Source organism: Bacillus sp. jun7 (assembly GCF_051034795.1).
GTDB lineage: Bacteria > Bacillota > Bacilli > Bacillales > Bacillaceae > Bacillus > Bacillus velezensis.
The window spans coordinates 2,624,673-2,643,249 of the sequence record NZ_CP093219.1; the positions used below are offsets into that span (position 1 = coordinate 2,624,673).

The window sequence follows — 18,577 nt, forward strand, 5'->3', positions numbered from 1 at the left end:
TCAATCTCCTTTAGTGATGAAATGGTTTTCCTGAGAAAATATAAAATCCGAAACATACGAAATGGAATGTGATGACGATGGCTAAAAAGGCCGTAAAACGATTGGCAGGCAGCCACTTGTATTTCTTATTCCATTTCTCAAAAAAGTTATACCCGGTCATTAATACGGCGTGGTACAGGCCGTATACAATATATTGCAGGGCGAGTCCGTGCCAGACGCCCATCAGCATGAACAGCAGGAAATACCCGATGTTCGAGACGGTCATCCGGTTCTTTATCCATTTTTTCTTTGTCATCCAGAATACAAAGCGCATAAATACGTAGTCTCTGAACCAGAAGGATAAGGACATGTGCCAGCGGTTCCAGAAGTCTTTAATGTTTTTGCTGATAAACGGCTTATTAAAGTTTTCCGGAGATTTGATACCCATGATATAGCTTACACCGACGGCAAACATCGTGTAACCCGCAAAATCAAAAAACAGGTACAAGCTGTATCCGTACATGTACAGCACATTACCCCACAGTTTGCTGTGGGTGATATGAGACAGATTCATAATGAAATACGTGTTAATCGCATATCCGATAATGAATTTGTACAAGAAACCGATAAAAATTTTATGAATGCCGGTATACAGTAAATCAGCGTATTCTCCCTTTGTCCATACTTTCTGTTCGTCCTTGGCAAATCTGCGGTATCTGTCGATCGGACCGGAAGAAATGGTCGGGAAAAACATAATAAAGTACAAAAGGCGGTGAAGCGGCATTTTTTCTTTAATCAGTCCGTCTCTCGTTTCCATGATCAGCTGGACGCCTTTAAATGTCAAATAAGAAATTCCTAAGAAACTGATCAGGTTATGAACCGGATGATGAGGCGCCGGCGGGAAGAAAAACGGCCATAATTTAGATAAAAACAGGGGTAAAATGGACGCGATCACGGCCATACTGAAGACAAAGCCGCTGTTGGCTTTCAGTCTGTAAGCGAGATAACCCCTGATTAAAAGCACCTGCCACAGCGTAAAGATACATAGTGCGATCACGCCGTGCAGATCATGCGCGAAAATCAAAGCCAATACGATGATGGATATAAACATGTTGTATCCTTGGAATCTCTTGCCGTTCAGCCCTAAAATAATCGTCGGCAAAAGAAGGATTCCAAGTAAGATAAAGAAGAAAAACGAGCTGTAAGGCGTCATACAAGAACCTCTTCGCCAATGCGTTTACGGTCGATTTTTCCGTTCGCAGTCATTTGAATGTGATCCTGATAAATGAATTTTCTCGGAATCATGTAGGCCGGAAGCGAAGCGGCCAGTTCTTTTTTAATGGCGCTTGTCAGCTGGAATTCTTTTTCAAAATCATGTTTTTCAGGCACGATGGCGGCAATTAAATATTCGACTGGTCCGTTAGGCTGATACGGGATGACAACCGCCGTCTGCACATATTGAGACTGCCTTACATGTACTTCGATTTCCTCCAGCTCCATGCGGTAGCCGTGAAGCTTAATCTGGAAATCAAGGCGTCCTTGGCAGAAAATCTGACCATCCTGAACATAACCGGCATCACCCGTGTGATATGCCCACTGGCCGTCAATTGAGAAAAACGCTTTTTCCGTCAGAGACGGTTCACCGAGATAGCCTTTGCTCACGCTCGGGCCGGCGATGATGATTTCCCCTTTTTCTCCGTCCGGAAGCTTATTCCCGTTTTCATCCATGATGAAGATATTCATATCGGGTTTTGCAAAACCGACGGGCAGAGATTCATTTTCATCGATAATCTGCTGCGTAATTTCAACGGAGGTGACGGCAACCGTTGTTTCAGTCGGGCCGTATGTATTGAATACGCGGGCCTTCGGAAAACGGTTTAACAGTTCCTGTGCCACGGCAGCCGGAAGCGCTTCTCCGCAAAACATAAATACTTCTGCCTCAGGCAGGAGCTCCTGCGTAAAGCCGGGGTCCATCAGACACATTTGGACGAAAGACGGCGTCGATGTCCAGACGTTCAGTTTGGATTTCTCCAGCTCTTCAAATAGTACTTTCGGTTTATTGATTTTGTCTTTCGTTACGCAGTGCAGCGTACCTCCCGTTTGAAGCGACGGGAAAATGTCCATGACAGATAAATCAAAAGAAAACGGAGCTTGGTTTAAGAATGTCTTACCCCCGCCCACAGGAAAATCCCTGCAGATCCAGTCAGTGAAGCTTTGCAGGTTATCAGCCGATATCTGCACACCCTTCGGATTTCCCGTGCTGCCGGACGTGTAAATAATGTAAAACGTATCCAGCTCTTTTACCCAGTTCTCACGGCTGAGGTCTGCATCTCCGTCAGCTGCAAGCTCTTCGGGCGTAACGGTTTTAATCAGATTGCTTCCCGTATCGACTGCATCGCCCGATACGCTGATAAGCAGCTCTGCGCCTGAGCTTTCAATGATTTTGACGATCCGCTCCGGCGGAATGGAAACATCGACAGGGATGTAAGGGCGGCCCGCTTTGACGCTTCCCAAGAAAGAAACGATCATATTCGGCTCCATATGTCCGTAAACCAGGACAGGCGCTTTCGAACCGTCAGCTGTATGTTTTTGAATGCCGGACGCAACCCGCTCCGACAAATCCCATAATTCCCCGTAAGTGAGGGAATGATCTAAGGAACGAAACGCTATGGCCTGCGGCTTGGCGTCTGCGTATGTTTTTATAGCATCAAGTAGTTTCATAGTTATCCTCCCCGATTAGAAATCGTTGTAAATATAAGTGCCGGTATTCGCTGTATGAAATCCATACATCCAAAAGAGCAATACTAATATCAGAAAATAAAAGCCCGTATGAAACGTCCATTTGATCAATGTATTTTCATAAGCACGTTTTAATTTTTGCATCATATTCAAAATTCCTTCCCCGCGTATTCAATAATTACACCAGTATATGACGATTAGATTAACAAAAAGTTTCAAAATATGTCTAATATCCTAAGCTTAAAATTTCCTTAAAAATGAATGAGAAACAAAAGGATGGAAAACACGCATGTATAAATTGGAAAATGATCATACTAAAAAAGCGCTGTTCAGGCGGGATTTTTAACTTATCGTAAATATAAACGAGGTAAAAAAATTTTGGCGGCTTTTTCTTAAGCAGGCTTGTGCCGAACCCCAATGGAGAAGGGCGAAAAGCCGTTTCCGGCAGGATAGCTGATAAAGCGCCGCATCTTGTGAAATGAGGAAGAAATTATTATGATAGATAAGGTAGCAGAAAACGTGAAAACCCCAATTCAACACTACTGTTATCGGCTGACTGTGAAAGCCTTTTAATAGAAAGGAAGAGGAAAATGAATCAAAACAATATGGGGGGCAGCCAAAAGACGCCCGAGAAAGAAAGCATGGGCCGCATTTTGTGGCAGCTAACCCGCCCTCATACATTGACGGCATCGTTTGTGCCCGTACTTCTCGGCACCGTATTGGCGATGTTTTACGTAAAGGTTGATTTCCTGCTGTTTTTGGCCATGCTGTTTTCCTGTCTTTGGATCCAGATCGCCACGAACTTATTCAATGAATATTACGATTTTAAACGCGGTTTAGATACGGAGGATTCCGTCGGTATCGGCGGAGCAATCGTCCGCCACGGCATGAAGCCGAAAACAATTCTGCAGCTGGCGCTCGGCTCTTATGCGATTGCCCTCGTGCTCGGTGTTTATATCTGCATGAGCAGCAGCTGGTGGCTTGCGGCTATCGGCCTTGCCGGCATGCTGATCGGCTATCTGTATACGGGCGGCCCGCTGCCGATTGCGTATACACCGTTCGGGGAACTGTTCTCCGGCATTTGCATGGGCTCTGTATTTGTCCTTATTTCTTTCTTCATTCAGACAGGCAGAATTAATGAACAGAGCATTTTGATTTCCATCCCGATCGCCATCCTGGTCGGAGCGATTAACCTGTCCAACAATATTCGTGATATTGAGGAAGATAAAAAAGGCGGACGTAAAACGCTGGCCATTTTGATGGGGCATAGAGGGGCCGTTATGATACTGGCGGCATCTTTTGCCATCGCTTACATCTGGATCGTCGGTCTTGTCATTATGGGTTACACAAGCCCGTGGCTGTTCCTGGTCTTTTTGAGCGTGCCGAAACCCGTTCAGGCCGTGAAAGGCTTTGTGAAAAACGAAATGCCGATGAACATGATTATTGCGATGAAATCAACGGCGCAAACCAATACATTCTTCGGATTCCTGCTTTCAATCGGACTCCTGATCAGTTATTTCCGCTGATCAAATGAAAGGGCAAATGCCATAATCGGCATTTGCTTTTTTTTATGACATAATCTTCACGATATTGTAAAGAACCTGACCGCGGACTGACCCGTCTCATATATGGACAGCAAAGCAAGGAGATGAAAAAATGGACTTGTCAACAGCCCATATGGATGATTTAAAAACGGTCATGGAAGATTGGAAAAATGAATTATTAGTTTATAAATTCGCTTTAGATGAGCTGGATACGAAGTTTTCTATCATCAGCCAGGAATATAATCTGATTCACGGGCATAACCCGATCGAGCATACAAAATCACGCGTGAAAAGTTTTGAAAGCATCGTCAATAAACTGATGCGCAAAGGCTGCGATGTGACGACGCAGGAAATGAAAGAGCATATTCATGATATCGCGGGTGTCAGGATTATCTGTTCCTTTATTTCCGATATTTATAATGTCGCTGAGGTTCTGAAGCAGCATAAGGACCTGAAGATCGTAAAGGTGAAGGATTATATCAAACATCCGAAGCCGAACGGCTACCGCAGTCTGCATTTGATTATTGAAATTCCCGTTTATTTGACGAATCGTGTGGAATATGTGAAGGCGGAAATTCAAATCCGCACCATCGCCATGGATTTTTGGGCGAGCCTTGAACATAAAATTTATTACAAATTAAATAACGAAGTCCCAAAGCATCTGACCGACGAGCTGAAGGAAGCGGCGGACATCGCCCATTATTTAGACGAAAAGATGCTTGGGATTAAGAAAGAAGTCGATTAAACGATTGACCCGTCACAACCAGCCGGACCGCTATTATACGCAGTCCGGCTGGTTGTTTTTATGTTTACGCGTTTTCGCTTTCCCGCACGATGTATTCTGACGACGATTCAGGCTGAAATTCTGATTGAATTTGAACAGAGAATGCAATAGATATCAAATCGCAAACAGCACATTCCCGCAGAAAAAATGTGTAGGATCGAGGTTTACTTTTTTAAAAAAGGGAAAGACATTTGTACAACAAAAAGGGAGATGAATATCAGTGGGAAAGAATGAAACAATGCATATCGTATCATGTGCCGATGATAATTATGCTCGTCATTTGGGTGGGATGTTCGCTTCTTTATTGATGAATATGGATAAAACAAGGAATGCCAAATTATATGTGATCGACGGCGGAATTACTGCCGAAAACAAGGACAAGCTTGAACAGACCGCGATGTCATTCGGGACGCCGCTTGAATTTTTAGAAGTAGACGCTGATCAATACAAGCATGCAGTCGAAAGCAGCCACATTACAAAAGCGGCTTATTACCGCATTTCTATCCCTGATTTAATTAAGGATGAGTCCGTAAAGCGGATGATTTATATCGATTGCGATGCAATTGTGATGGAAGATATTTCGGTTTTATGGGACTTGGATATTTCCCCGGCAATAGTTGCGGCGGTAGAAGATGCCGGACAGCATGAAAGACTGAAAAAAATGAATATCAGCGACACTGCCAAGTATTTTAATTCCGGTATTATGATTATAGATTTCGAACCTTGGAGAAAACAGAATATTTCTAAAAAAGTGATTGATTTTATCAATGATAACAGCTCGGAGGATTTTCTCGTGTTTCATGATCAGGACGCGCTTAACGCGATTTTATATGATCAATGGCATGAACTGCATCCGCGCTGGAACGCGCAGACGCATATTATCATGAATGAGAAAACGCCTCCTGAACTGATCGACCGTATACGTTACAGAGAAACACGTGCCGAACCGGCCATCGTCCATTTCTGCGGCGGGGACAAACCTTGGAATACAGGCACTTCGCACCCGTATCGTGATCATTATTTCCGATATATGTCCTTTACGAAATGGAACACGATTGACCGCCCGGCCATGAACCAATAGGCAGGTGTGATGAAAACGCTTGTGAAGCCGTTGACCGGCTCACAAGCGTTTTTTTTATTATTTCACCCGAATCGCACGCACGCGTTTTTGCAGGCTGGTCTTTTCGGCAGACGGCTTCAATCGGCTGACTGCCGTTTGCGCCGCTGATTTTGCTTTTTTCGTCTTGGTTTTTTCCGCCGTTTTTACTTTGTCCCTTGCCTGCTGCCGGTTGAGTTTATCTTTTATCCGGCCAAGCCGTTTTTCCAGAGCGGTTTTTTCTTTTCCCGGCTGGATTTCGCTGACTGCTTTTTGGGCTTTTGCGGTGTTGGCTTCAGAGGTCTTTTTTTCCGCCTGCTTGACGCTGGCCTCAGCTGTTCTCAAAAGGCTTGAGTTGACAGCGTTCAGCCGCTTTTGCAGCCCTTTTTTCTCTGAACCGGCCGGTAATTTGCGGATGGCGCTTTGTGCGGCGTTGACGGCGGTTTTTTTCTTTTGTTTTTCGGCAGTCCGGACTTTGTCTCTTGCGTCCGTCACATTTCTTTCCGTCTGAACTTTATTGATCCGCGCCTCGAGAGCGGTTTTTCCTTTTGACTTGGACAGTTTGCTGACTGCCGTTTTTGCTTCATTGATATCTGCTTGCTTTTTCGTTTTTTCCGCTTTTATTACGGCCCGTTCGGCAAAGCTCTTTTGCTTTGTGTGATATTGCGCCAGTCCGTACCCGAATCGGCTGTCACGTCCGGGAGCGCCCAGATCTTTGACGTTTTGCTGCATCTGCTGCCGGAGCTGTGTATTTGTTTCCTCCGGATATTTCTGCCTGAGCAGCGCGAACATGCCGGTGACGTGCGGCGCGGCTTGAGATGTGCCGTCAGCCGTGGCGTACATTTGATTCAGATATGTGCTCGTAATATTTGTGCCGGGTGCGGCAAATTCAATTTGTTTTCCGGTCGTGGAAAAAGACGCGAGCCCGTTTTTTTCAGTTGACGCTGAGACTGCCGTTACGCTGCTGTAGGCGCCCGGATAATTGACGGGTTTTTTGTTGCCGTCGTTTCCTGCGGCGGCTACGATCACGATTCCTTTTTTGTAAGCTTTGTCAACGGCGTCGTGAAGACTTTTGCTGTCTGCGTTTGTCCCGAGGCTCATATTGATGATGTCCATTTTATTGGCGATCGACCAGTCGATCGCTTTAAGAAGGCTTTTAAGATCTCCCGCACCTTTTCTGTCTAATGCTTTAACCGCGTATAACCGGACATCCGGCGCGATGCCGTCAATGCCGTATCCGTCATGTTTGGCCGCAATGATTCCGGCGACATGCGTCCCGTGTCCGTTGTCATCTTTGTATGAGGAAGTATAACTGACTGCGGAATAGCCTCCGGCAATGGAAAGGTCATCATGAGGATAAATGCCGCTGTCAATGACAGCCACTTTCACCTTTTTCCCCGTCAAGCCTTCTTTCCACGCCTGCTTGACCTGAGTCGGTTCTATATCCCATTGCGGCAGCGCATAACTGCTGCTTTGGGCCGCTGATAACGGGCGGATATCAGAACCGCCTGCTGCCTGAAAGGATACATTGTCTTCTACATATAAGATGTCACGGTCCTGCTTCAGGTCTTTCACCGTTTGTGAATCGGCTGATACGGCGACTGCCGGGAGATGCTGATAGGTCTGTTCCACATCCGCTCCGCTGTCTATGGCGGATTCCTTGCCGTTTTGATTTTTGTACACCACGATAACGTCCCGGTCGTGCGTCTCGGCGTGCGCGGGCGCCGCGGCGGAGAACAGTCCGACGCACAAGGCCGCGGCCATTATCGGTTTCAGGGTGTGATACATTGCGATTCCCCCTTTTTCTTTATATATCGGCAGTGCGGAATTCTTTTTTTCCTGAGGGATAAGGAAAATTTCTGTATGCAAATGTAAGCGTTTCCAAAATATGATGGAGAAAATGCTTTAAGACATCTGCGCAATGAACTCAAAAAGGGGGTTTTTGATAAATGAGTACGTTCAATCGGGTCATGGAAGAAAAAATCATGCCTGTCGCCGGAAAAGTCGCCGGCCAAAGGCACTTAAGAGCTTTGCGGGACGGCATTATTTTGACTATGCCGCTTATCATCATCGGATCGGTTTTTCTGATTCTGACGAGTCTTCCGATTCCCGGTTATGCCGATTTTATGGCTGGTCTTTTCGGTGAAAATTGGGTTGAAAAGCTCGGGTATCCCGTGAATGCGTCCTTTGACATTATGGCGCTTGTCGCCGCCTTTGGGATTGCTTATCGGCTTGCGGAAAGCTATGAGGTGGATGCCCTGTCGTCGGGAGCCATTGCCCTTGCCGCCTTTTTATTGGCGACGCCGTATCAGATTCCGTTTATCCCTGACGGCTCGTCAACAGAGATTATGGTGGGAGGCGGCATTCCGATTTCGCTGCTCGGAAGCAAAGGTCTGTTTGTCGCGATGATCATTGCAATGCTGTCTACGGAAGTGTACCGGTTTATTATACAAAGAAATATCGTCATTAAGATGCCTGACGGAGTGCCGCCTGCGGTCAGCAAATCGTTCGTTGCGCTCATCCCCGGTTTCATTATTATTACGCTTGTATGGCTGGCCCGTCTGTTTATTGAAATGACTCCTTTTAAAAGCCTCCACAATGTCGTAGGCGATCTGCTGGGCACCCCGCTGTCTATTTTGGGCGGGAGTCTCGGCGGAAGTCTTATCGCCGAATTCGTGCAAATGCTGCTTTGGTCGTGCGGCATACACGGCGCGTCCATAATCGGCGGCGTCATGTCGCCGATCTGGTACGGGGCGATGGACGCCAACCGTTTGGCTTTTCAGGCGGGAGAAGCGCTGCCGAGCATTTTTACGACACAGTTCTTTCAAATATGGATTAATGTCGGCGGAAGCGGAGCGACGCTTGCCCTTGTGCTGACCATGCTTGTGCGATCCAGAAGCAAACAGATGAAACAGCTCGGCCGTCTCGGCATCGGGCCCGCGATTTTTAACATTAACGAACCGATTATTTTCGGGATGCCGCTCGTCATGAATCCGCTGTTAATCGTGCCTTTTATTGTTGCGCCGCTCTTGACCATTACGGCGACGTACATCGGGATGAGCACGGGGATGGTGGCAAAACCGGCGGGAATCGCCGTGCCGTGGACGATGCCGCCGCTGATTTCCGGTTATTTGGCGACGGGCGGGAAAATCTCCGGTTCGGTCATGCAGCTGATCAATCTCCTGATTACATTTATCATTTATTATCCGTTTTTCCGAATTTGGGATCTTCAAAAATGGAGAGAGGAACGGGCGGCGGAACAAAACGTCACAGAAGAAACATAAAAAAACGGGCGCTTTCGCCCGTTTTTTTAACGCTGGAAAAATTCGATCCATTCTCCGTCAGGTCCTTCAATGTAAAAGTAGCGGTATCCGTTCGGAAGCGTCGTGATTTCTTCATCAATGAATACGGCGCCCTGACGCTTCGCATGCGTGAACTCCGCCGCGATATCTTCAGTCAATAAAGCGACATGGTGCACTTTTCCTTCTGCGGGAAGCTCGCTGCTGTAGCCCTGGATCAGCTCAATTTCTGTCTCCGGCCCTTCTTGAAAGCCGAGAAAGGCAAGTTCAATAATGCCGTTCGTATGAGTGATACGATCCTTTAACTGCATACCGAGAACGTCTTGGTAAAAGGCGATGGATGTTTCAATATCTTTGACCATAATGCCTGTATGGTCGATTCTTTTGGCTGTCATGGTTTTCCCCCTGTTTTGAATTTTTCGGGACAATGCGGTGTTGATCATGTTTTATGGTACGATAAGAGAAAGCAAAACGAAAGAGGAATGCACAATGAAGCTACTTACAGTGAAAGATACATTTGCCGGAAAGCTGAAAAAAGGATTCCCCCTGATTGAAAAAGACGCTCTGTCCGGAAGCTCGGCTCATTTAACAGAGGGCGATCTTTTTGATGTGACATCCGAGAAGGGTGAGTTTATCGGAAAAGGCTATTACGGTTTGCAGAATAAAGGAGTCGGCTGGGTGCTGTCCCGCGCGAAAGATGAACGGATCGACGGACGTTTCTTTCTGGACAAGCTGAAAAAAGCGGCTGAAGCAAGAGCTCATCTGTTTAAGGCGCCCGATACGACGGCGTTCCGGCTTTTCAACGGTGAGGGCGACGGCATCGGCGGCGTCACGATTGACTTTTATGACGGTTATCTGCTGATTCAATGGTACAGTAAAGGCATTTACGCTTATAAGGACAGCATGATTGAGGCGATTGACGGACTGGAGCTTTCTTATAAAGCGATCTATGAAAAGAAACGATTCGATACTGCCGGGCAATACGTGGAAGACGACGATTTTGTCAAAGGCGAAAGAGGGGATTTTCCGGTCATTGTTCAAGAAAACGGCATACGGTACGCGGTGGATTTAAACGATGGGGCGATGACGGGCATTTTCTTAGACCAGCGTCATGTACGCAAAGCGATTCGGGACAAGTATGCAAACGGCAGACGGGTGCTGAATACGTTCTCTTATACGGGGGCATTTTCCGTTGCGGCGGCGCTTGGCGGAGCTGAGAAAACGACAAGCGTCGATGTCGCCAACCGCAGTCTCGCAAAAACGATTGAACAGTTCAGCGCCAACGGAATTGATTATGAGGCGCATGACATTAAAGTCATGGATGTTTTCAAATACTTCGGCTATGCGGAGAAAAAAGGGCTGGCGTTTGACCTCATCATCCTTGATCCGCCTTCTTTCGCCCGCACAAAAAAACGGACGTTCAGCGCGGCGAAAGATTATAAAAACCTGCTGAAGGAAACGATCGCCATCACTGCAAAAAACGGCATCATCGTCGCTTCGACAAACAGCAGCGCCTTCAATATGAAGAAATTTAAAGGTTTTATAGAGACCGCCTTTAAAGAAACAAATGAGCGTTACGACATTTTGGAAGAATACACGCTTCCGGAAGATTTCAAAACGATTCCCGCGTTTAAAGAAGGGAACTATTTGAAGGTTGTTTTCTTGCGGAAAAAATAGGATGATCATTTATAGCGTGGAAAGAGGGGAAAAGAAAACCCTCTTCCATCGCTCTAATCCGGGATAAATAATCTTCATATCTTACTGTTTAAAGAAAAAACCCGCTATTACTTAGTATCTCATCTGTGCCAAGTAAAGTGGCCTCACTAATCCCCACATTGTTGGCTTTCATGAAGGATTGCACCGCTTGGTAGCCAACCGCATAACCTGCAAACGGTGATAAGCCGACAGGCTGATAACCTTGTTCGGCTGCAAAGGTGTCACCAAACATGTAACTGCTGACCTCAGCAAATCCTTTCACATTTAATGAGTCTTTGATAATTTCTTTTGAGTATTCTAAGTCTTCTTTTTCAAAAGAAGTAACCCAGGGACCTAACAGAGCTTCTCCGTAAAGTTCTTTGGCAAACGATTCTGCCAACCCCTCTATCATTAAGTAATCCCCAACCGTTACGTTCCCATAATCCCAATTGAAATACGAAAAACGAATATTATGATGAAATTCATGTGCGATTACAGCAGGCAGTCTCGGTATGTTATATGAATTGGGGAATATTGAAACTTGAATAAATCCCGGAATTCCTCCGAATCCACAATACCCTCTATGTAATTCAAGCTTTTTTTGATTGGCCAGATACATCCCAAACCTTATTTCATCAGCATTTATTTTTAAGCGGTTTTGTTTGATAAATTTAACACAATGAGTTAAAGTGTCAAATGCAATTTGAGGAGCTTGAATTTCTTTTAGATTCTCTAGTGCTTTTCTTCCGGTTTCCGTATCAAATATGCTCAGATAGCCCAGCATATTTGCAGCCATGATTACATCATATCCGTTAGGTTCCTTTGCCTTTAAGGGAACATTAATCTTTTTCCACATATCTTCAAAAGGTTTCATCATTGAATACCGATAATAATCTTCTCTATTTTCAATCATTGAAAATAACTTTTCGTATTGCCCAATTGTATCCTCGATAATGATTTTAATGGGTGCCACCCTTTTTTTGATGATCTATATAAATTGTAATGGCCTCACTCATGAGCTTCGCCAACCCTTCACCATACCGGTCGATGTTCTTAGTGAAGCGTTCATCTTCAATATAGAGTTGACCTAATCCGTAAAAGGCATCAAAAGAATATTCACCAAAATTTTCATTGAGAAAATCAAACCACTCTTTGATAGCTTTTTGTACGTCTGGGGACTCGGGAGATTGGTTAATAAGGAGTGCAAATTTATTGAACATTGCAGTCCACTTATCAGATAAATCTTTTTGCTCACCATCAGTCATGTTTTTCAATCTAATATTTACCTTATCGACAGGTTGATCACCCCACCGTTTGCGGGCTTCTTGCTCATAAAGATTATCATTAAAGTTAATTCCCTCAAACCGCTCTTTGTTCGTCATGCAAATCTCTCCCATCATATGTTTGATTGATTTATCGATGGTTTCAATCATCTTATCGACTCTATTCCGTTTCTCAATCAACATTTTCTTTTGTAAAATGAATGCTTCCCTTCGGTTAAATGAAGGATTAGTAAGGATTTCTTTAATCTCTTTTAAGGAGAAATCGAGCTCCTTGAAAAATAGTATCTGCTGCAGCTGTTCAAGATTCTCCTCAGAATAAAGCCGATAACCGGAATCGGTCGTTTCCTGAGGAGTCAATAATCCAATTTGATCGTAATGATGGAGAGTGCGTATGCTTACTCCAATCAGGTCAGCTACTTCTTTTACTTTCATACCCATCACGTTTGCCGCCTCCTTAATGGCTACTCTAAAGTATTACGCAACGTAAGAGTCAATAGTTGGTTAAAGATTTTTTGTATATAAAGGGAGAACATATGAGGATTTCATTGCTGAAATTAAAGAAAAAAAAGCCGGGCGTGAAGGGACTGACCCCTGTTTTTGAGACAGGGATCAAAACACCTTCATACAGCCAATTGCCGATATTGTATCGGCGATTGGCTGTTTAGTTTCGTTTGAATACGAATATTGTTATAATAATGAATGTATTCTATGGCAGTGCGTTCTACGATGGTCGTCGTAGTTCGATCAATGCTGTTAAGATAGAACGTTTCAGACTTTAGTGAGGAATGAAACGATTCGATGGAGGCATTATCAGCGGGCGTCCCTTTGCGGGACATGCTCATGGTAATGCCTTTTGTTTTAACAGCTTTCTGATACTCATAAGATGTATAAACAGAACCTTGGTCACTATGTAACACGCAGTTCTCTGGCAGTGCGGGCAGCTGATCAAGTGTGTGTAAGACAAAGTCTGTGTCCTGTCTATCGCCAATTGTAAAAGCAATCACTTCTCCATTGTATAAATCCAATATACTGGAAAGATACAATTGTTTCTGCCCATAAGGCAAATATGTGATATCCGTTACTAGCTTTTCCAGAGGGCGTTCAGACTGAAAGTTTCGATCCAATATATTCTCGGCCACGGCATATGGCTGCCCATCTTTCTTGCGCTTTTTCACCTTAACCCGGCATTGCCACTGATTCTTCTGCATAATGCGCTGAACCGTTTTATGATTCACACGCATTCCCTTTTTTAATATGGCTGTGATTTTCCGATAGCCATATCGAAACTTGTGTTCTCGGCACAACGTGCCGATTTGTTTTTCTAAATGGTATTTAGGGTTATCTTTCATCAGATTCTTCTTCCAACGATAATAAGATGCTCGTGAGATACCTAAATGAATACAGATATCCTGTATGGTCATTGTGCCGCGCAATGCTTCTACAAGCTCGACTGGCGTTTCGCTATCAGCTTCCTTTCCAATTCGTTGCACTTTTTTAAAACTTCATTCTGTTGTCTCAGATAACGATTTTCTGCCTGCAGTTTCTCTAATTCGGAAGAATACTCCGGGCCTTTTCCGTAAGTGTATTGCTTTCCGACAGGCTGTTCGAATCGATGTGTATCCCCAGTCTTATGCCATCTAACCCATGTCTGAACCTGTGTCTTATTCTTAATATTCAATTCCTGCATGATCTCTTTCATAGGCACGCCTGCCAATCTCATTTCTACAGCCTTCTGTTTCACTTCAACCGGATAACTCACTCTTGTCCCCATAGAAAAAACACCTCCAAGTCTAATTTCGGCTAACAATCATCCGTTTTCAAACTTGAAGGTGTTTTTTGTTTGTCTCATCTTATGGGGTCAGTCCCTGAAGCTCCGGCTTTTTTCTATTCAATAATGTGCTGCACCCGGCCGATTCGCCCGTCTTCAAGGCGGACCTTAATGCCGCGCGGGTGGAAGCTTGAGTTCGTCAAAATATCCTTCACGATTCCTCTTGTCAGCTTTCCTGAACGCTGATCGGCTTTCAGGACGATATCGACTTCAAGTCCTTTTCTGATGCTGCTTCGCTGCTGGCCGTTCATATGACACATCCGTTCTTCAGTCTTTTCACTTCATGTCTTATCATATCGTGTTTTCGTCTTTTTATGAAGGACAGACAAATCAATTCTTCATGGCAACTAAAAAAAGACCGCTCTGTAAGGAGCAGTCTTTTATGACATAAACGAAAGCAAAATCGGGGCCGCGCACAGTGTCATAATCGCGGCGAGGATCATCGACACGCTTGAGATCGTTCCTGATACGGAGCTGAGCTCAAATGCTTTAGATGTTCCCGCTCCGTGCGCGCTAGTTCCGAGCAGCACGCCCCGGGCAATTTCGTTATCAATGCGGAAATAGCGGATGACCATCGGCCCGATGATCGTTCCCAATAAAGCCGTTAAAATGACGAAAACCGCTGTAACGGCCGGCATCCCGCCGATCATTTCTGAAACGTTCATGGCAATCGGCGTCGTCACGGATCGCGGTACGAGACTGTCGACTAAGCTGCTGCCGAGATGGAACCATTTTGCGATAAAGGCTGTTGACAGAATGGCGATACATGAACCGACCGCTACGTTCAAAATAATTTCCACGGCGTATTTCTTTAAAATCGGGAAATATTTATAAAGCGGGATGGCGAACGCCACTGTTGCCGGCTGAAGCATATCGGTCAGCAGTCCGCCGCCGAGATTGTATGTCTGATACGGGACATTGACAAGAAGCAGCAGGACGACCAAAACAGCGGGCGTAATCAGAAGCGGCGACGTATACACCCGCGGAAAACGAATGTAGAGTTTTTTCGCGCCCAAATACACTAAGACAGTTAAGAATAAACTTATGATTCCGATGAACACGTTTGTTTTTTCTCCTTTCTTTTTGCTATCAGCTGTGTAAGCGTACCTGTTGAAACCATCACGACAAATGTGCTGATGACGACGACAAGTAAAATGCTTACGCCGAATTTAGACATAATATCTCCGTATTCAATCACTCCGACGGCAGACGGGATGAAAAACAGCAGCAGCTCACCGAGGAGCCATGCTGCGCCAAGCTCAATCCATTCAAGTTTGATAATCTTGAAGTGCAATAATGTGAAAAGAATCACAATCCCGATTATACTGCCGGGAATATTTATATGAAGAGCCGCCGTGACCCAATTGATCAGACGCGCAAATATAAACAGCAGAGCGATTTGAATAACGGTAAGCAGCAAATTTTTCATAATGATGCCTCCCTTATATTTATATTGTACAGAAGGTTTTGCTATAGGTAAAATACATATAAAGAATAATATGTATTCCTTTTGTCTATAGAAAGGATGAAATGTAATGGATATCCGGCACTTAACGTATTTCTTGGAAGTGGCCCGTTTGAAAAGCTTTACGAAGGCTTCGCAGTCGCTGTATGTTTCACAGCCGACAATTTCAAAAATGATTAAAAACCTGGAGACGGAGCTCGGCATTAAGTTGTTTTACCGCAATGGCCGGCAAGTTGAACTGACTGACGCCGGGCAGAGCATGTATGTGCAGGCGCAGGAAATCACAAAGTCATTCCAAAATCTGACGTCAGAGCTGAACGATATTATGGAAGTGAAGAAAGGGCACGTCCGCATCGGTCTTCCGCCGATGATCGGGTCCGGCTTTTTCCCGAGAGTGCTCGGTGACTTCCGCGTCACATACCCCGATGTGACGTTTCAGCTTGTTGAGGACGGCTCTATTAAAGTGCAGCAAGGGGTGGAGGACGGCTCGCTTGATATCGGGGTCGTCGTGCTTCCCGCGAATGAAGAGATTTTTCATACATTCACAATCGTCAAGGAAACCCTTATGCTCGTCGTCCATCCGTCACATCGGCTCGCTGACGAGAAAGAATGCAGTCTTCACGAATTGAAAGAGGAGCCGTTCATATTTTTCAGGGAGGATTTTGTCCTTCATAATCGAATTATGACGGAATGCGTGAAAGCCGGATTCAGGCCGCACGTCATTTATGAAACGTCACAGTGGGACTTTATCAGCGAAATGGTATCCGCCAATCTCGGTATCGGCCTGCTGCCGGAAAGAATCTGCCGCGGTCTTGATCCTGACAAAGTCAGAACCATTCCGCTCGTTCATCCGGTCATTCCGTGGCATTTAGCCATCATTTGGCGGAAGGACCGCTATATGTCCTTTGCCGCCAGAGCCTGGCTGGAGCATACGAAATCGTATTTATGGAATCCGAAAAAGAGAAAAAAGGATGATTAAGCATGGACGCACAAACCGCAGCTCAACACTTGAGTAAAGTGCGGGATCAAAACCCGCTCGTTCACAGTATCACCAATAATGTCGTCACGAACTTCACCGCTAACGGACTGCTCGCGCTCGGCGCATCGCCCGTTATGGCTTATGCAATTGAGGAGGCCGCCGACATGGCGAAAATCGCCGGAGCGCTCGTCCTGAACATAGGCACCCTCAGCTCGGCGTCGGTTGAAGCTATGATCGCAGCCGGAAAATCGGCCAATGAAAACTTTGTTCCGGTCATTTTTGATCCGGTAGGCGCCGGCGCCACACCGTTTCGGACGGCATCAGCCCGCAAGATCATACAGGAGGTCCGCTTGTCCGTCATTCGCGGAAATGCCGCGGAAATCGCCAATATTGCCGGCGCCCCTGATTGGAAGATAAAAGGCGTGGATGCGGGGGAAGCCGGAGGAGATGTGGTTCAGCTCGCTAAGACGGCTGCAAGCAGGCTGAAGACGGTCATTGCGATTACCGGAAAAACCGACGTCATCTCCGACGGCACCGATACATACGCCGTACATAACGGTGATAAACTGCTGACGAAGGTGACGGGGGCGGGATGCCTGCTGACGTCTGTAATCGGAGCCTTCTGCGCAGCGGGGCAGGACGTTCTGCAAGCGGCCGTTTCAGCCGTTTCTGTATACGGAAGCGCCGCTCAGCTTGCCGCTTTGGACACCTCCCATAAGGGGCCGGGCAGCTTCCAGATTGAGCTTTTAAACAAGCTGGCAAGCATCTCAGAACAAGAAGCGGCCGAGCTTGCCGCAATTGAAAGGGTGATAGAAAAATGACGCGTATTTCTCGGGAAATGATGAAGGATATGTTATCGGTTTATTTTATTATGGGATCAAACAATACAAGCGCAGACCCGGTTTCCGTGGTGAAAAAAGCAATTGAGGGCGGCGCTACGCTTTTTCAATTTCGGGAAAAGGGGAGCGGTTCTTTAACAGGGGATGAACGTGTCCTGTTCGCGAAGCGGGTGCAGGATGTCTGCAGGCAGGCCGGGATTCCTTTCATCATTAATGATGATGTCGAATTGGCCTTGCGCCTTGAGGCGGACGGAGTGCATATCGGACAGGATGACGCAGACGCCGAAGAAACGAGAGCGGCAATCGGCGATATGATTCTCGGTGTGTCAGCACATAACGTCTCCGAGGTGAAGCGGGCGGAAGAAGCCGGAGCCGATTACGTCGGAATGGGCCCGGTCTATCCGACCGAAACAAAAAAAGATGCTGAAGCCGTGCAGGGCGTTACATTGATTGAAGAGGTACGGCGTCAGGGCATCACCATTCCGATTGTAGGAATCGGCGGCATTACGGCTGACAACGCGGCGCCCGTCATTGAAGCGGGTGCAGACGGCGTCAGCATGATCAGCGCCATCAGCCAAGCCGAAGATCCAAAAGCGGCGGCGCGGAAGTTTTCAGAGGAAATTCGGCGCTCCAAAGCAGGGCTGTCCCGATAGGGCGGCCCTTTTTCTGTGTGTGCAAAAAGGCAGTGACGGACTTGGAGAATATAAGCCGTATGTCAAGAACAGAGCAATCAGCTTGCAATATCGACCGAAGCGTTTGACGGCTCTATCGCTTCTCTCAAAGTGACGCCTGAACCAATCACCGTCGGCGCCGAAGGCTCAAAAGCCCTCTATAAAACAGTGAATAGCGCGCAGTGAGAGTCACGGAAAACTTAATGCGGAATTCAGCGAATTTGAAGTTTTGATGTCGAAATACAAAACGTGCGATCAATCGTATACGTCTTGTGATACATTAAGTACAGATCAAATCAGAGAGATAAGCACGAAGCTGACGGCCCTTTCTGAAACCATGTCGAAGATTGCCGATGTGCTTTAAAAGGAGTTAAGA

At 46.0% G+C, this 18,577-nt stretch carries 19 protein-coding genes and 1 pseudogene; 9 read left to right on the forward strand and 11 right to left on the reverse strand.

Features of this window, described 5'->3' with window-relative positions:
- Window positions 1-10: 10 nt before the first annotated feature.
- From dltB to MJQ52_RS12755, 3 genes are read right to left on the reverse strand one after another with little or no spacing between them, the layout of a single operon-like run.
- Entirely contained in the window at window positions 11-1,192 is a 1,182-nt protein-coding gene (gene dltB, locus MJQ52_RS12745) for a D-alanyl-lipoteichoic acid biosynthesis protein DltB (RefSeq protein WP_094247387.1), read from the reverse strand.
- Window positions 1,189-2,700 carry a D-alanine--poly(phosphoribitol) ligase subunit DltA gene (gene dltA, locus MJQ52_RS12750; protein ID WP_094247388.1) on the reverse strand — a complete coding sequence of 504 codons (1,512 nt, stop codon included), beginning with the start codon at window positions 2,698-2,700 and terminating at the stop codon, window positions 1,189-1,191. The genes dltB and dltA overlap by 4 nt, the downstream gene beginning before the upstream one ends.
- Before the next feature lie 15 nt (window positions 2,701-2,715).
- Window positions 2,716-2,865 carry a teichoic acid D-Ala incorporation-associated protein DltX gene (locus MJQ52_RS12755; protein WP_003150882.1) on the reverse strand — a complete coding sequence of 50 codons (150 nt, stop codon included), beginning with the start codon at window positions 2,863-2,865 and terminating at the stop codon, window positions 2,716-2,718.
- Window positions 2,866-3,308: 443 nt separating this feature from the next.
- Here MJQ52_RS12755 and MJQ52_RS12760 point away from each other — a divergent pair, with 443 nt between their 5' ends.
- The 3 genes from MJQ52_RS12760 to MJQ52_RS12770 all read left to right on the forward strand — a co-directional run bounded on the left by MJQ52_RS12760 (window position 3,309) and on the right by MJQ52_RS12770 (window position 6,127).
- Window positions 3,309-4,244 carry a 1,4-dihydroxy-2-naphthoate polyprenyltransferase gene (locus MJQ52_RS12760; RefSeq protein ID WP_003150884.1) on the forward strand — a complete coding sequence of 312 codons (936 nt, stop codon included), beginning with the start codon at window positions 3,309-3,311 and terminating at the stop codon, window positions 4,242-4,244.
- A gap of 130 nt (window positions 4,245-4,374) precedes the next feature.
- Window positions 4,375-5,007: a GTP pyrophosphokinase gene (locus MJQ52_RS12765; RefSeq protein ID WP_007407732.1), complete on the forward strand. Its 633-nt coding sequence runs from the start codon at window positions 4,375-4,377 to the stop codon at window positions 5,005-5,007.
- A 259-nt stretch (window positions 5,008-5,266) separates the two neighbouring features.
- Window positions 5,267-6,127, forward strand: coding sequence for a glycosyltransferase family 8 protein (locus MJQ52_RS12770; protein WP_003150888.1), 861 nt, complete (start codon window positions 5,267-5,269; stop codon window positions 6,125-6,127).
- A gap of 57 nt (window positions 6,128-6,184) precedes the next feature.
- Here the strand turns inward: MJQ52_RS12770 and MJQ52_RS12775 are convergent, their stop codons facing one another.
- Complete coding sequence (locus MJQ52_RS12775; protein ID WP_094247916.1) at window positions 6,185-7,930, reverse strand: S8 family peptidase; 1,746 nt, start codon at window positions 7,928-7,930, stop codon at window positions 6,185-6,187.
- 161 nt (window positions 7,931-8,091) lie between these two features.
- On the opposite strand from MJQ52_RS12775, the gene celB reads away from it, so the two are divergent.
- Entirely contained in the window at window positions 8,092-9,426 is a 1,335-nt protein-coding gene (gene celB, locus MJQ52_RS12780; RefSeq protein WP_094247389.1) for a PTS cellobiose transporter subunit IIC, read from the forward strand.
- A 26-nt stretch (window positions 9,427-9,452) separates the two neighbouring features.
- Here the strand turns inward: celB and MJQ52_RS12785 are convergent, their stop codons facing one another.
- Window positions 9,453-9,836: a VOC family protein gene (locus MJQ52_RS12785; RefSeq protein WP_003150894.1), complete on the reverse strand. Its 384-nt coding sequence runs from the start codon at window positions 9,834-9,836 to the stop codon at window positions 9,453-9,455.
- A gap of 94 nt (window positions 9,837-9,930) precedes the next feature.
- Here MJQ52_RS12785 and MJQ52_RS12790 point away from each other — a divergent pair, with 94 nt between their 5' ends.
- The gene (locus MJQ52_RS12790; RefSeq protein WP_070082561.1) at window positions 9,931-11,118 is read left to right on the forward strand and encodes a class I SAM-dependent rRNA methyltransferase; all 1,188 of its coding nucleotides are present in this window, start codon (window positions 9,931-9,933) and stop codon (window positions 11,116-11,118) included.
- Window positions 11,119-11,206: 88 nt separating this feature from the next.
- Here MJQ52_RS12790 and MJQ52_RS12795 read toward each other — a convergent pair whose 3' ends face one another.
- The 6 genes from MJQ52_RS12795 to MJQ52_RS12820 form a co-directional block, all read right to left on the reverse strand.
- Window positions 11,207-12,100, reverse strand: a complete 894-nt coding sequence (locus tag MJQ52_RS12795; RefSeq protein WP_039255011.1) for a DUF2268 domain-containing protein — start codon at window positions 12,098-12,100, stop codon at window positions 11,207-11,209.
- On the reverse strand, window positions 12,096-12,857 hold the full coding sequence (locus MJQ52_RS12800; protein WP_094247917.1) for a MerR family transcriptional regulator: 762 nt from the start codon (window positions 12,855-12,857) through the stop codon (window positions 12,096-12,098). Before MJQ52_RS12800 ends, MJQ52_RS12795 begins: the two co-directional genes overlap by 5 nt.
- A 182-nt stretch (window positions 12,858-13,039) precedes the next feature.
- Window positions 13,040-14,190 (reverse strand): IS3 family transposase gene (locus tag MJQ52_RS12805; protein WP_099721935.1). Its coding sequence is split into 2 segments (ribosomal slippage): window positions 13,040-13,917 and window positions 13,917-14,190, totalling 1,152 coding nucleotides; the frame shifts between segments, so codons are not numbered across the junction.
- 113 nt (window positions 14,191-14,303) lie between these two features.
- Window positions 14,304-14,498 carry a YwbE family protein gene (locus tag MJQ52_RS12810; protein WP_003150901.1) on the reverse strand — a complete coding sequence of 65 codons (195 nt, stop codon included), beginning with the start codon at window positions 14,496-14,498 and terminating at the stop codon, window positions 14,304-14,306.
- Window positions 14,499-14,627: 129 nt separating this feature from the next.
- The gene (locus MJQ52_RS12815) at window positions 14,628-15,308 is read right to left on the reverse strand and encodes a CidB/LrgB family autolysis modulator (protein WP_012118753.1); all 681 of its coding nucleotides are present in this window, start codon (window positions 15,306-15,308) and stop codon (window positions 14,628-14,630) included.
- Complete coding sequence (locus MJQ52_RS12820; protein WP_094247391.1) at window positions 15,290-15,676, reverse strand: CidA/LrgA family holin-like protein; 387 nt, start codon at window positions 15,674-15,676, stop codon at window positions 15,290-15,292. The genes MJQ52_RS12815 and MJQ52_RS12820 overlap by 19 nt, the downstream gene beginning before the upstream one ends.
- Window positions 15,677-15,782: 106 nt before the next feature.
- Between MJQ52_RS12820 and cidR the strand changes: the two genes are divergently transcribed.
- The 4 genes and pseudogenes from cidR to MJQ52_RS12840 form a co-directional block, all read left to right on the forward strand.
- A complete protein-coding gene (gene cidR / locus MJQ52_RS12825) occupies window positions 15,783-16,691 on the forward strand; it encodes a cidABC operon transcriptional activator CidR (protein WP_003150908.1) in 909 nt (302 codons plus the stop codon).
- Window positions 16,692-16,693: 2 nt separating this feature from the next.
- Window positions 16,694-17,512: a hydroxyethylthiazole kinase gene (thiM, locus tag MJQ52_RS12830; RefSeq protein WP_077723023.1), complete on the forward strand. Its 819-nt coding sequence runs from the start codon at window positions 16,694-16,696 to the stop codon at window positions 17,510-17,512.
- On the forward strand, window positions 17,509-18,183 hold the full coding sequence (gene thiE, locus MJQ52_RS12835) for a thiamine phosphate synthase (protein ID WP_003150910.1): 675 nt from the start codon (window positions 17,509-17,511) through the stop codon (window positions 18,181-18,183). Before thiM ends, thiE begins: the two co-directional genes overlap by 4 nt.
- Window positions 18,184-18,255: 72 nt before the next feature.
- Window positions 18,256-18,565, forward strand: a pseudogene (locus MJQ52_RS12840) (Efem/EfeO family lipoprotein); the annotation flags it as partial.
- Between the last annotated feature and the right edge of the window lie 12 nt (window positions 18,566-18,577).

Coding starts and splice junctions, on each gene's coding strand:
- cidR (WP_003150908.1), top strand. CDS start 15,783: ATGGATATCCGGCACTTAACGTATTTCTTGGAAGTGGCCCGTTTGAAA.
- dltA (WP_094247388.1), bottom strand. CDS start 2,700: ATGAAACTACTTGATGCTATAAAAACATACGCAGACGCCAAGCCGCAG.
- dltB (WP_094247387.1), bottom strand. CDS start 1,192: ATGACGCCTTACAGCTCGTTTTTCTTCTTTATCTTACTTGGAATCCTT.
- MJQ52_RS12755 (WP_003150882.1), bottom strand. CDS start 2,865: ATGATGCAAAAATTAAAACGTGCTTATGAAAATACATTGATCAAATGG.
- celB (WP_094247389.1), top strand. CDS start 8,092: ATGAGTACGTTCAATCGGGTCATGGAAGAAAAAATCATGCCTGTCGCC.
- MJQ52_RS12800 (WP_094247917.1), bottom strand. CDS start 12,857: ATGGGTATGAAAGTAAAAGAAGTAGCTGACCTGATTGGAGTAAGCATA.
- MJQ52_RS12765 (WP_007407732.1), top strand. CDS start 4,375: ATGGACTTGTCAACAGCCCATATGGATGATTTAAAAACGGTCATGGAA.
- MJQ52_RS12775 (WP_094247916.1), bottom strand. CDS start 7,930: ATGTATCACACCCTGAAACCGATAATGGCCGCGGCCTTGTGCGTCGGA.
- MJQ52_RS12790 (WP_070082561.1), top strand. CDS start 9,931: ATGAAGCTACTTACAGTGAAAGATACATTTGCCGGAAAGCTGAAAAAA.
- thiM (WP_077723023.1), top strand. CDS start 16,694: ATGGACGCACAAACCGCAGCTCAACACTTGAGTAAAGTGCGGGATCAA.
- thiE (WP_003150910.1), top strand. CDS start 17,509: ATGACGCGTATTTCTCGGGAAATGATGAAGGATATGTTATCGGTTTAT.
- MJQ52_RS12820 (WP_094247391.1), bottom strand. CDS start 15,676: ATGAAAAATTTGCTGCTTACCGTTATTCAAATCGCTCTGCTGTTTATA.
- MJQ52_RS12785 (WP_003150894.1), bottom strand. CDS start 9,836: ATGACAGCCAAAAGAATCGACCATACAGGCATTATGGTCAAAGATATT.
- MJQ52_RS12810 (WP_003150901.1), bottom strand. CDS start 14,498: ATGAACGGCCAGCAGCGAAGCAGCATCAGAAAAGGACTTGAAGTCGAT.
- MJQ52_RS12760 (WP_003150884.1), top strand. CDS start 3,309: ATGAATCAAAACAATATGGGGGGCAGCCAAAAGACGCCCGAGAAAGAA.